At 71.7% G+C, this 12536-nt stretch carries 9 protein-coding genes and 1 pseudogene; 6 read left to right on the top strand and 4 right to left on the bottom strand.

Annotation, left to right across the window (positions count from 1 at the left end):
* Nucleotides 1-4 precede the first annotated feature (4 nt).
* The 4 genes and pseudogenes from EDD90_RS56970 to map form a co-directional block, all read right to left on the bottom strand.
* Nucleotides 5-2548, bottom strand: coding sequence for an ATP-dependent Clp protease ATP-binding subunit (locus EDD90_RS56970; protein ID WP_260327741.1), 2544 nt, complete (start codon nucleotides 2546-2548; stop codon nucleotides 5-7).
* Between the two features lie 92 nt (nucleotides 2549-2640).
* A complete protein-coding gene (locus tag EDD90_RS58920) occupies nucleotides 2641-3279 on the bottom strand; it encodes an ATP-binding cassette domain-containing protein (protein ID WP_398928477.1) in 639 nt (212 codons plus the stop codon).
* 70 nt (nucleotides 3280-3349) lie between these two features.
* Nucleotides 3350-3997: pseudogene (locus tag EDD90_RS58915) on the bottom strand (ABC transporter transmembrane domain-containing protein); the annotation flags it as partial.
* 364 nt (nucleotides 3998-4361) lie between these two features.
* Nucleotides 4362-5141, bottom strand: a complete 780-nt coding sequence (gene map / locus EDD90_RS08850) for a type I methionyl aminopeptidase (RefSeq protein ID WP_123972550.1) — start codon at nucleotides 5139-5141, stop codon at nucleotides 4362-4364.
* Nucleotides 5142-5185: 44 nt separating this feature from the next.
* Between map and EDD90_RS08845 the strand changes: the two genes are divergently transcribed.
* From EDD90_RS08845 to EDD90_RS08820, 6 genes are all read left to right on the top strand, one after another.
* A complete protein-coding gene (locus EDD90_RS08845; protein ID WP_123972549.1) occupies nucleotides 5186-5437 on the top strand; it encodes a helix-turn-helix domain-containing protein in 252 nt (83 codons plus the stop codon).
* 135 nt (nucleotides 5438-5572) lie between these two features.
* A complete protein-coding gene (locus tag EDD90_RS08840; protein ID WP_123972548.1) occupies nucleotides 5573-7258 on the top strand; it encodes a hypothetical protein in 1686 nt (561 codons plus the stop codon).
* Nucleotides 7259-7515: 257 nt separating this feature from the next.
* Nucleotides 7516-8358: a nitrilase-related carbon-nitrogen hydrolase gene (locus EDD90_RS08835; RefSeq protein ID WP_123972547.1), complete on the top strand. Its 843-nt coding sequence runs from the start codon at nucleotides 7516-7518 to the stop codon at nucleotides 8356-8358.
* A complete protein-coding gene (locus tag EDD90_RS08830) occupies nucleotides 8355-9638 on the top strand; it encodes an aspartate aminotransferase family protein (RefSeq protein ID WP_123972546.1) in 1284 nt (427 codons plus the stop codon). The genes EDD90_RS08835 and EDD90_RS08830 overlap by 4 nt, the downstream gene beginning before the upstream one ends.
* A gap of 220 nt (nucleotides 9639-9858) precedes the next feature.
* Nucleotides 9859-11439: a PucR family transcriptional regulator gene (locus EDD90_RS08825; protein ID WP_123972545.1), complete on the top strand. Its 1581-nt coding sequence runs from the start codon at nucleotides 9859-9861 to the stop codon at nucleotides 11437-11439.
* 170 nt (nucleotides 11440-11609) lie between these two features.
* Entirely contained in the window at nucleotides 11610-12452 is an 843-nt protein-coding gene (locus tag EDD90_RS08820) for a nitrilase-related carbon-nitrogen hydrolase (RefSeq protein ID WP_123972544.1), read from the top strand.
* Nucleotides 12453-12536 lie beyond the last annotated feature (84 nt).

Genomic DNA, 12536 nt, shown 5'->3' with positions numbered 1-12536 from the left:
GCCCCTAACGGGGCGCTTTTGCGGGCCGGAACTCCAAGTGGCCGTGTGATTCCTCCACTGTCACCTCGCTGCCTTCCGTGATCGTGCCGTCCAGGAGGAGACGCGACAGTTGGTTGTCGACCTCCCTCTGGATGGTGCGGCGCAAGGGTCGGGCGCCGTACTCCGGCTGGTAGCCGTGTTCCGCCAGCCAGTTGACCGCCTTGTCCGTGAAGTGTGCGGTGATGCCCTGGGCGTGCAGCATGCGGCGGGTGTGTTCCAGCAGGAGTTCGGTGATCTGGTGCAGCTGGTCGCCGGTGAGCTGGCGGAAGACGACGATCTCGTCGATGCGGTTCAGGAACTCCGGGCGGAAGTGGTCGCGGAGCGGGCGGAGGACCTGTTCACGGCGGGCCTCCTCCGTCGCCTCCTCCCCGCTGGGGCCGAAGCCGACGCCGATGCCGCGCCGCGTGATCACGTCCGAGCCCAGGTTGCTCGTCATCACGATGACCGTGTTGGTGAAGTCCACCGTGCGGCCCTGGGAGTCGGTGAGGCGGCCGTCGTCCAGGACCTGGAGCAGGATGTTGAAGACGTCCGGGTGGGCCTTCTCGACCTCGTCGAGGAGGAGCAGTGAGTAGGGGTGGCGGCGGACGACCTCGGTGAGCTGGCCGGCCTCCTCGTGGCCGACGTATCCCGGCGGGGCGCCCACCAGGCGGGAGACGGTGTGGCGCTCCTGGTACTCGCTCATGTCCAGGCGGACCATCCGGTCCTCACTGCCGAACAGCACCTCGGCGAGGGCGCGGGCCAGTTCGGTCTTGCCGACGCCGGTCGGGCCGAGGAAGAGAAAGCTGCCGATGGGGCGGTGCGGGCTCGCGAGCCCGGCACGGGAGCGCATGACCGCCTCGGAGACGACGGAGACCGCCTCGTCCTGGCCGATGACCCGCTGGTGCAGATGCGCCTCCAGGCCGAGCAGCCGTTCCTTCTCCTCCTGGGTGAGGCTGCTGACCGGGATGCCGGTCTGGCGGGACACCACCTCGGCGATCGCCTCGGCCGTCACCTCCAGGTTCATCCCCTCGTCCGCCTGGTCCTCGCCGGAGAGTTCGGTGGTGCGTGTCTTCAACTCACCAATGCGGTCGCGGAGTTGGGTGGCGCGTTCGTACTGTTCGTCCGCGACCGCCTGGTCCTTGTCCCGGGTGAGCTGCTCGATCTCGCGCTCCATCGTCCGTACGTCGCTGCCCTTGGTACGGGAGCCGAGGCGGACCCGGGCGCCCGCCTGGTCGATCAGGTCGATCGCCTTGTCGGGCAGCCGGCGGTCGGTGAGGTAGCGGTCGGAGAGCTCCACGGCGGCGACCAGGGCCTCGTCCGTGTAGCGGACCTGGTGGTGGGCCTCGTAGCGGTCGCGCAGGCCGCGCAGGATCTCGATGGCGTCGGGGACCGTCGGCTCGGGCACCAGGATCGGCTGGAAGCGGCGGGCCAGCGCCGCGTCCTTCTCGATCTTGCGGAACTCCTCCAGCGTGGTCGCGCCCACGATGTGCAGCTCGCCCCGGGCGAGGGCGGGCTTGAGGATGTTGCCCGCGTCCATGGCGCCGCCCTCGCTACCGCCTCCGGCGCCGACCACGGTGTGCAGTTCGTCGATGAAGACGATCAGCTGGTCGGAGTGGGCGCGGATCTCGTTCACGATGTTGGTGAGACGCTCCTCGAAGTCGCCCCGGAAGCGGGTGCCCGCGACCACGGCCGGCAGGTCGAGGGCGACCACCCGGCGGCACGAGAGCACGTCCGGCACGTCCCCGTCGGCGATCCGCTGAGCCAGGCCCTCGACGATCGCCGTCTTGCCGACGCCGGCGTCACCGATCAGCACCGGGTTGTTCTTGCCGCGCCGGGAGAGCACCTCGATGGTCTGCTCGATCTCGTCGTCGCGGCCGATGACCGGGTCGATCCGGCCCTGTCCGGCCTGCTCGGTCAGGTCGCGGCCGTATTTGTCGAGCGTCGGCGTGTTCGTCCTGCGCCGATGGTCCGTTCCGGGCAGGGAACGGTCGGTCTCCGCGGTGTCCTGCGGCAGGCCGGCGGCGAAGCGGGCGGCGTTCAGGATGTGCCCGGCGGCCGAGTCGGGGTTCGCGGCGAGCGCGCCCAGCACGTGCTCCGGGCCGATGTACCCGGTGCCGCTGGCCCGGGCCAGTTCGTGCGCGTCCAGCAGCGCCCGCTTCACGGCGGGGGTCAGCGAGAGGGAGGTCGGCGGGGGTGCCTCGCCGGGCGAGTGCTGGACCGGGCCCGCTCGGCCGTCGATCTCCGTGGCCAGCGAGTCCGGGTCCGCGCCGGACCTGCTCAGCAGGGAGCGGGTCGGCTCCGCCGAGAGGGCCGCGCGCAGCAGATGCTCGGTGTCGAGGTCCCGGCTGCCGTGCTCGGCGGCGTACTGGGCGGCGCCTTTGACCAGTTCCCTGGCCGGCTGGCTCAGCAGCCTGCCGATGTCGATCTGGCGGGGGCCCTGCCGTGCTCCGCCGCCGCCGAAGAAGCGTGCGAGGAAGTCGCCGAAGGGGTCCTGTCCGTAGTCGCCCGGTCCGGGGTAGCCGCTGGTCATGGGCGTTCGTTCCGTTCCGGCGTCCCGGCGCCTTGGGGGACGCGCTCGCTGGTCGACGTGCCGGCCCACGCGGGTGCCCCTGCAGGGCTCGGTCACACCACCTTCGCACGCCCGCCGGAGGGGGGCACGTCCAGCAGTTCGGGCAGCGGCCCGACGGGCAGGACGGTATCGGCCTGGACGGCGAGTTGCGGGTCGTGCGTGATGAGGAACGTGGTGCGGGACGCCATCAGCCGGCGCAGCGGCTCCATCACACGGCGGGCGGACTCGGCGTCCAGGCCCGTCGTCGGCTCGTCCAGGACCAGGACCGGGGTGTCGCGCACCGGCGCCCGCGCGATGGCCACGCGCCGCTGCTGGCCGCCGGACAGCTGCCGTCCGCCGGGGCCCACGGCGGTGTCGTAGCCGTCCGGCATACGGTGGGCGAAGCCGGCCACGTCGGCGGCCTCGGCCGCGCGCAGGACGCTCCGCTCGTCGGCGCCGGGACGGCCGTACGCGATGTTCTCGCGGATCGTGGCGTCGAGCAGCATCGGGTCCTGCGGCACGAGAGTGATCAGTTCGCGGAGTCTGCGCAGCGGGAGGCTCGTGATGTCGCGGCCGTCCAGGAGGATGCGGCCCTCGGTGGGGTCGTAGAAGCGCAGCAGCAGTTTCGCCAGGGTGGACTTGCCCGAGCCGCTGGGGCCGTCGATGAGGACCAGCTGGCCCGGGTACGCCGTGAAGCCGAGGCCGGTGACGATCGGCCGGTTCCCGCCGGGATAGGTGAAGCCGACGTTGTCCGGGGTGACCGCGCCGGGGCGCCTGTACGACGGGCATGTTCGCGAGGTTCTCGTCGAGCGCGTCGACCAGTTCCCCGTACCGGTCGCGCTCCGCGCGCGACAGCGTCCGGATCGGCCGGGACAGCCGGCGCGTGCCCAGCCACAGCACCGGCGCCGCGGCGAAGGTGAGCAGGGCCAGCTCCCAGCGCAGCCACAGCGCGGCGCCGGCGAAGAAGAGCAGGCTGACGGCGGTGTTGAGCAGCTGTACCGGGCCGGAGGCGACCACGTGCTCCGCCTCGTCGATGTCCCCGGTGAACCGGGCCGGCAGGTCGCCCCGGGGATTGTTCTCGTAGTAGTGCGGGGGCAGCCGCTGGGCGTGCTGGAACACCTCGTCGCGGCAGCGGAGCCGGAAACCCTCCTCGGCACGGGTGGTCAGCTGTTGGGCCGCGAATGTCACGGCCGCGCCCAGCAGAGCCACCGTGAGCCACAGCCCGGCCGGTCTCCAGAATTTCGTCGGATCGGCCGAGGTGAGGACCTTGTCGGTGAGATAGGAGAAAACCTGAATGGCCGCCGTGTCACATGCGACGGAAATCGTCTGGCACAGTACGGCGGTCCAGAGATGAATTCTTTCGGGCCGGGTGAGCGGCCACAGTCTGCGAAATGCGGTGGCCGGGGAGATCTTCGCGTGCCGCCGGAACATCGCCTTCCTTCCACCCCGGGTCACCCCGAGTCGCCTCGGGCGCGGACCGGCGGAGGGGGGCGTACCTCCGCCGGTCAGCCTGCCACGGACGGTGTTACGTCAGGAGATCAGCGGCCGTTGGATGCGGCCGGGGCGGCCGCTGACCCTGCGGCGGAGGCGGCGGAGGTACCGGGCGCCGCCGCGTGGGCCGGGGGACCGGTACTCGCATGCGCACGTTTTCCATGAGAACTCCTTCGCTGATTTGGGCGGCCTTTTCTCCGCCCGTCACGGATATGTATACGGGCGCATTACGGCGGCTGCTCAGCGGCATAGGGAATTCATGGGTCGGCACGCGGTTATTGGAGACGCTCGGGGATGGGCTGTGTCACGCCTTTGAATTCCGCTCGGTGAGGACCCGCGGCCCGGTCTCCGTGACCGCCACCGTGTGCTCGGCGTGGGCCGCGCGGGAGCCGTCGTTCGTGCACAGGGTCCAGCCGTCGGGGGCCGCGTGGTAGCCGTCGCGGCCGCTGCCGATCAGCATGGGCTCGATCGCGATGACCAGGCCCTGGCGGAGCGGAAGACCGCGGCCGGGGCGGCCCTCGTTCGGCACCCCCGGGTCCTCGTGCATACGACGGCCGATGCCGTGTCCGCCGAAGTCCTGCGGGATGCCGTAGCCGGCCTCCCGGCACACCCGGCCGATCGCGTGCGCGATGTCGCCGATGCGGTTGCCGACGACGGCCGCCGCGATGCCCGCCGCCAGCGCCCGCTCGGCCGTCTCGATCAGCCGGACGTCCGCGGGGCGCGGTCTGCCGACCGTGAAGCTGATCGCCGAGTCGCCCGCCCAGCCGTCCAGTACCGCGCCGCAGTCGATGGAGACCAGGTCGCCGTCGCGCAGCCGGTACGCGGTCGGGATGCCGTGCACGATCGCGTCGTTCACGGAGGCGCAGATGACCGCCGGGAACGGGGTGGGCGCGAAGGAGGGCCGGTAGCCGAGGAAGGGGGAGGAGGCTCCGGCCGTACGCAGCACCTCCCTGGCCACCTCGTCCAGTTCGAGCAGGGAGACGCCGACGTCGGCGGCCTCCCGTACGGCCGTCAGGGCCCGCCCGACCACCTGCCCCGCCTCGTACATGGCGTCGATCGATGTGTCTGTCTTCAGTTCCACCATGCCAATTAATATACCGGCTTACTCGACCGGGTTAGAATGACGGCATGGTACGCACCCCTCTCACCCCGGAAGAGCGTGAACGCGGCGAACGGCTCGGGCAGCTGCTGCGCGAGGCGCGCGGCGGCCGGAGCATGACGGAGGTGGCGGCCGAGGCCGGCATCTCGGCCGAGACCCTCCGCAAGATCGAGACCGGCCGGGCGCCGACCCCGGCGTTCTTCACCGTCGCCGCACTGGCCCGCGCCCTCGGTCTGTCGATGGACGAACTGGTCCAGCGCTGCGCCCTGGTCGTCGCCTGACGCGCATCGGTCAAGATCCCGCAATGAGGGCTCTGCGCGCCCGCTGAAAACTCCCCGTAGCAGCCCCGTAACACGACTGGTGTTGCCTACGGAGCCGGAGTGTTCCGGGCCGGCGGGAGTTGCGGGAGGTGCGCGATGACGGGGGATCGGCTCCCGGGCCGGGTACGGGAGTTCGCGAACTACCTCAACGGCCTGCTGGCGCGTCTGGACCAGGGCGGCGGCTGGTGCGCGGTGTTCTGGCAACGCGACCCGGACGGTATGCAGGCCTGCCTCGGCGGGCGTGAGGTGCCGCCCTGGGACGTCGTGGAGGCACTGCTCCAGGACCTCGCGATCGCCTACGGCACCGAGGCCGCCGCACACGAGGCCGAACAGGCCCGGCCGCTGCACGCGAGCGCCCTCACCGCACACGACGCCCGGCCCGGCGCCCGGGAGGACCTGAGCGACCGCCTCGACGGCATGCTCCGCGAACAGCGGTACGCCGCCGAACGGCTGGACCGGCTCGGCCGCGCGCTCGGCTCCGCGCGCTCCCACGAGGAGGCCGAGGCCCTCACCGTCGACCTCGCCTGGGCCCGCGACGACCACGAACGGGCCTCCGCCCGGTGCGCCGAACTCCGGGCGCGACTGGAGCGACTGGACGCGCGGACCGGCGCCGGGGACCTGCGGGGGAGCGCGCCGCGAGTACTTCGGGGCCGGACAGGCGGGGCCGCACTCCGCGCCGACGACGAGTTCCCGACGGGCGGGACTCCGGTGAGCGGAGCGGCGGCCGGCGAGCCCGTGCCCGATGGGGCGTCCGTGTTCGGGGCCGCGGTGAACCGGCCGGTAGCAGATGATTCCGCGGCCGGCGGATCGCTCGGGTTCGAGTCCATGGCGGACGAGGCCGCCGTGTTCGGCTCTCCGCCGCGTGGGCCCGCTGCCCCCGGCCACGCGTCCTACGATCCGCAGGCCGACTTCGCCGCGGCCGAACCGGCGGCCGACCACTCGGGCGCGGCGTCCGAGACCGGCGCCACGAGGTACGGCCGTCGGGCCGAGCCCACCACTGACGACGGCACACCCGCATCGGCCCCCGTCCCTGCCCCCGCCCCCGCTCCCGCCAAGCAGCGCAAGCGGCGACGGGGCAGCGCCCGGTTCGCGGGTATGGCGGCGGACGAGGCCGCGCCCTCGGTCGTACCGCAGACCCCCGAAGTGCCCGTGCCCGCCGCCCCCACCGGCCGCGGGACCCCGCGCGGGGCCAGGTTCGCCGGGGCCGCCGAGACACCGGTGCAGCCGGAGCCCGTGGTGGAGCGGCCCGACCAGGAGGCGGGGCAGGCCGTGGCCGAGGCCGTGCAGCAGCTGGTGCGGCTGCGTGCGGAGGGTCGCACCGGCGAAGCGCACGCACTCCTGGCCGAGGTCGCGCAGTGGCCCGCCGCCCGGCTCCCGCAACTCGCGGACGCCCTCCAGAGGGCCGGACTCGGCGCCGACTGGGCCACGCTGCTGTGGGAGGCGGCCTCACTGCCGCCCGCCCGGCTGGTGGCGGTCGCCGACGCCCTGACCGTCGCGGGCCGGACCGCCGACGGCAGCCAGATACTCCGCCAGGGCGTGGTCCGCCCCGCCACGGAGATGGGCGAGGCGGTCCTCGCCCTGGACGCGGAGGGCCGCCACCGCGAGGCCCGGGCCCTGCTGGACGCCTACGTCCAGGTCCGCACCCCGGAGGAGGCGGCCCACTGCGCGGAGCCGGACCCGCACCGCCTGGTCCCGCTGCTCCTCGACTCGGCACAGACGATCTCGGAGCAACGCCAGTGGGACCTGCTGCACGCGCTCAGGGTGGCGGGCTTCGCTTCTTGAGGGGTCTGACCGCGACGCGCCCCAAAGGGCGCTGGGGGTACCCCTGGCCGAAGGCTGGGGGAGGAACTGCGAGACCAGCCACGACGCACCCGCAGTCCGAAGCGCTCCCGCACCCGCAACGGTGCCCCCGAATCGGCCCCCGCATCCGCCAGCCAGGTAGGAAACGCGATCGACTCGGCGGCTTAACGACGATGGTCTTGGCAAGGACTCCGAGGAGGCTTACTTTCGACCCTCTACGGGCGTAGAAGGAGCAGCTCATGGCCAACGTCGTACGCGCCGCTCTGGTCCAGGCCACCTGGACCGGCGACACCGAGTCCATGGTGGCGAAACACGAGGTGTACGCCCGCGAGGCGGCCCGCCAGGGTGCGAAGATCATCGGATTTCAGGAAGTCTTCAACGCCCCCTACTTCTGCCAGGTCCAGGAACCCGAGCACTACCGCTGGGCCGAGCCGGTCCCGGACGGCCCGACGGTCAGCCGTATGCAGGAACTGGCCCGCGAGACCGGCATGGTGATCGTCGTCCCGGTCTTCGAGGTCGAGCAGTCCGGCTTCTACTACAACACCGCCGCCGTGATCGACGCCGACGGCACCTTCCTCGGCAAGTACCGCAAGCACCACATCCCGCAGGTCAAGGGCTTCTGGGAGAAGTACTACTTCAAGCCCGGCAACATCGGCTGGCCGGTCTTCGACACCGCCGTCGGCAAGGTCGGCGTGTACATCTGCTACGACCGCCACTTCCCGGAAGGCTGGCGCCAACTCGGCCTCAACGGCGCCCAGCTGGTCTACAACCCGTCGGCCACCTCGCGCGGTCTGTCGGCCTACCTCTGGCAGCTGGAGCAGCCGGCCGCCGCCGTCGCCAACGAGTACTTCATCGCCGCCATCAACCGGGTGGGTCAGGAGGAGTACGGGGACAACGATTTCTACGGGACAAGCTATTTCGTTGATCCACGTGGGCAGTTCGTGGGGGAGGTGGCGAGCGACAAGGGTGAGGAACTCGTCGTCCGCGACCTCGACTTCGACCTGATCGAAGAAGTGCGGCAGCAGTGGGCTTTCTACCGCGACCGCCGTCCCGATGCCTACGAAGGGCTGGTACAGCCGTGAACGACCTCTTCGCCCGCCACCGCCAGGTCCTGCCCGACTGGCTGGCGCTCTACTACGACGAGCCGCTGGAGATCACGCACGGCGAGGGCCGGCACGTCTGGGACGCGGACGGCAACCGCTACCTGGACTTCTTCGGCGGCATCCTCACCACGATGACCGCGCACGCGCTCCCCGAGGTCACCAAGGCGGTGAGCGAGCAGGCGGGCCGGATCATCCACTCCTCCACGCTCTACCTCAACCGCCCGATGGTCGAACTCGCCGAGCGCATCGCCCAGTTGAGCGGCATCCCGGATGCCCGGGTCTTCTTCACCACCTCCGGCACCGAGGCCAACGACACGGCGCTGCTGCTCGCGACGACGTACCGCAGGACCAACACGATCCTGGCGATGCGCAACAGCTACCACGGCCGCTCCTTCAGCTCGGTCGGCATCACCGGCAACAAGGGCTGGTCCCCGACCTCCCTGTCCCCGCTCCAGACGCTGTACGTCCACGGCGGCGTCCGCACCCGCGGCCCGTTCGCCGAGCTGAACGACCGTGACTTCATCGCGGCCTGCGTCGACGACCTGCGCGACCTCCTCGGCCACACCCGTGCGCCGGCCGCGCTGATCGCCGAGCCCATCCAGGGCGTCGGCGGCTTCACCTCCCCGCCCGACGGGCTGTACGCGGCCTTCCGCGAGGTCCTCCAGGAACAGGGCATCCTCTGGATCGCCGACGAGGTGCAGACCGGCTGGGGCCGCACCGGCGAGCACTTCTGGGGCTGGCAGGCACACGGCCAGAGCGGCCCGCCGGACATCCTCACCTTCGCCAAAGGCATCGGTAACGGCAGTGCCATCGGCGGTGTGGTGGCCCGCGCCGAGATCATGAACTGCCTGGACTCCAACAGCATCTCGACGTTCGGCGGCACCCAGATCACCATGGCGGCCGGCCTCGCCAACCTGTCGTACCTCCTGGAACACGACCTCCAGGGCAACGCCCGCCGGGTGGGCGGCCTGCTCATCGAGCGTCTGCGGGCCGTCGCGGCCCAGCTGCCCGGGGTACGGGAGGTGCGCGGCCGTGGCTTGATGATCGGCATCGAACTGGTCAAGCCCGGCACGGACGAGGCCGACCCCAAGTCCGCGTCGGCCGTCCTGGAAGCGGCCAGGGAGGCCGGCCTCCTGATCGGCAAGGGCGGCGGCCACAACACCAGCGCCCTGCGCATCGCCCCGCCGTTGTCGCTGACGGTGGCGGAGGCGGAGGAGGGCGCCGCGATTCTCGAACAGGCCTTGAGGAGTGCCTACTAGGCGCTCTGCCGGAGGTGCCGTGACCTGCCTGTGTCGGCTGCGGCGCCGTCGTGGCTGGTCGCGCAGTTCCTCCCCCAGCCTTCGGCCGGGGGTACCCCCAGCGCCCCTAAAAGCAAGGGGCTGCACGGCGCCCCTTCAGGGGCGCTGGGAACTGCGCGACCAGCCCCCGCCGGCCCGCAGGCCTCCACACGCACCGAACCCGACCAAGGGATCACGCAAGATGACCGCCACCTGGGATCCCCCGAACACCACCGAACCCGTTCTGTCGGTCCGTCAGATCCTTGCCCTGGAAAGGGTCCTGGCCGGGGACCCAGAGGTCGTCGCCGGCGCCGCCCAGCTGGACCGCCCGGTCCGCTGGGTGCACGTCGCCGAGGCCCCCGACGTCGGCGTCATGCTCACCGGCGGAGAAATGGTCCTCACCACCGGCGTCCTGCTCGCCGGAGACGACGGCAAGCAGGCCGAGTACATCCAGTCCCTGCACCGGGCCGAGGCCGCCGCTGTCGTCCTCGGTCTCGGCCGCGCCTTCCCGGCCCCACCCGACGCCATGCGCCGCGCTGCGGACCGCTGCGGCCTCCCCCTGGTGGTCCTGCACCGCCCCTTCCCCTTCGCCGAGCTGACGGAGGAGGTCCAGTCACGGCTGGTACGAAGGAAGTTCGCCGCCGTCAGCCTCTCCGAGTCGGTCCGTACCGCCCTCACCGGCCTCATCACGGCCGGTGCCCCCCTCCAACGCCTCCTCGACGAGGTCGCCGTACACAGCGCCTGCCCGGTCGTCGTCACCAACCTCGCTCACCGGGTCCTCGCCACCGCGGGGGAGCGGTCGGCCGTCGACGACGTGCTGCGCGACTGGGAGCGCATCGCCCGGCAGGCCGGCGGCCGCGAGGGCGACGGCTGGACCCGCGCCGAACTGGGCGGCCGCGGCGAGCGCTGGGGCCAGATCATGCTGTGCGGGTACCGCGGCGACACCGCCACCGGACGGCTCCTCGCGGACCGCGCCGCCGAGGCCCTGGTACTGCACCGCATGCTCGGCGGCGGCTCCGCCCACACCTGGGAGGAGCAGTCCGCGCAGAGCCTGCTGACCGACCTGGTCTCCGGGGTCGTACCGGCACGCCAACTGCTGCCCAGGGCACGGGCGGCCGGGCTGCCGGTCAACCGGCGGACCTTCGTACCCCTCGTCGTACGGGACGTCGAGCCGACCCAACTGGAGAAAGTCCTGCGCCTGTTGGGCCTGCCCGGACTCGTCGCCGAACTCACCGAGCGCACCACGGCCGTGCTCCTCAGCCTCGCCCGCGACCAGGACGCCGACGCCCTCGCCGCGCACTTCGCCACCCGGCTGCACGGCGAGTCGGCGGGGTCCCGGGCCGTGGTCGCCGCCGCGGGCCCCCGCACCGCCTGGGACGACGTGCCCGCCGGGCTGCGGGAGGCCCAGCACGTCGCCGACGCGGTCGCCGACACGACCGCCGCCCTCGACCTGCCGGCTGTCGTAAGACTGAGGGACGTACACCTGCGCGGCCTGATCCGGCTGCTCCGCGACGACCCGCACGTCCAGTCCTTCGCCGAGCGCGAGCTGGACGGGCTGCTCTGCGGGACGGGCACCGACCACGACCTGCTGGGCGTCCTGCGGACCTACCTCGCCACCGGCCGCAACAAGTCCCGCACCGCCCAGCTCCACCACGTCTCCCGGCCCGCCCTGTACCGGCGCCTGGAGGCGATACAGGCCCGGCTCGGTGTCGACCTCGACGACTTCGAGCAGGCGGCCTCCGTGCACATCGCGCTCCTCGCGCATGACGCGCAACAGGGGTGAAACATGCGACGACCTGGGAAAACGGCGGTGAAACATGGGCCATCGGCAGCGTGACACGGTGGCACGCCGGGCGCCCGTAGACGTGACACCGTGGCAATCGAAGCCCGCTTTCGGACTTCCTAGGCTCCTCGCACATCGAGCGACACACGCCCGAGCGACCGGAGGTCCCGATGAGCCGAGTGATTCGTGCCGCCCTCTTCCAGACCGCCTGGACCGGCGACAAGGAATCCATGATCCAGGTCCACGAGCAGGCGGCCCGCGACGCGGCCGCGCAGGGCGCCCAGGTCCTGTGCTTCCAGGAGCTGTTCTACGGGCCCTACTTCTGCCAGGTCCAGGACAAGGCGTTCTACGAGTACGCCGAGCAGGTCCCGGACGGACCGATCGTCCAGCGCTTCCAGGCCCTCGCCCGCGAACTGGGCCTCGTCCTGATCCTGCCGGTGTACGAGGAGGAGCAGCCCGGCGTCCTCTACAACACCGCGGCCGTGATCGACGCCGACGGCTCGTACCTCGGCAAGTACCGCAAGCACCACATCCCCCAGGTCCCCGGCTTCTGGGAGAAGTTCTACTTCCGTCCGGGCAACGCCGGCTGGCCGGTCTTCGACACCGCCGTCGGGAAGATCGGCGTCTACATCTGCTACGACCGCCACTTCCCGGAGGGCTGGCGGGCGTTGGGCCTCGCCGGTGCCGAGATCGTCTTCAACCCGTCGGCCACCTCGCGCGGACTCTCCCGCTACCTCTGGCAGTTGGAGCAGCCGGCGGCGGCCGTCGCCAACGAGTACTTCGTCGGTGCGATCAACCGGGTCGGCGTGGAGGACCTCGGCGACAACGACTTCTACGGGACCTCGTACTTCGTGGACCCGGAGGGCCAGTTCGCCGGCGAGGTGGCCTCCGACAAGGAGACCGAACTCGTCGTCCGCGACCTGGACCTGAACAAGCTGCGCGAGGTCCGCGACCGCTGGCAGTTCTTCCGCGACCGCCGCCCGGACGCGTACGGCCCGATCACCGCGCCGTAGAAGCGCCCCGTAAGGGGCGCTGGGGGTATCCCCGGCCGAAGGCTGGGGGAGGAACTGCGCGACAAGCCACGTCGGACCCGCACC

The organism is Streptomyces sp. Ag109_O5-1, assembly GCF_003814875.1.
Taxonomy (GTDB): Bacteria; Actinomycetota; Actinomycetes; order Streptomycetales; family Streptomycetaceae; genus Streptomyces; species Streptomyces sasae.
The sequence above is the reverse complement of the archived record's forward strand: the minus strand, read 5'-3'. Positions and strand labels throughout refer to the sequence as shown.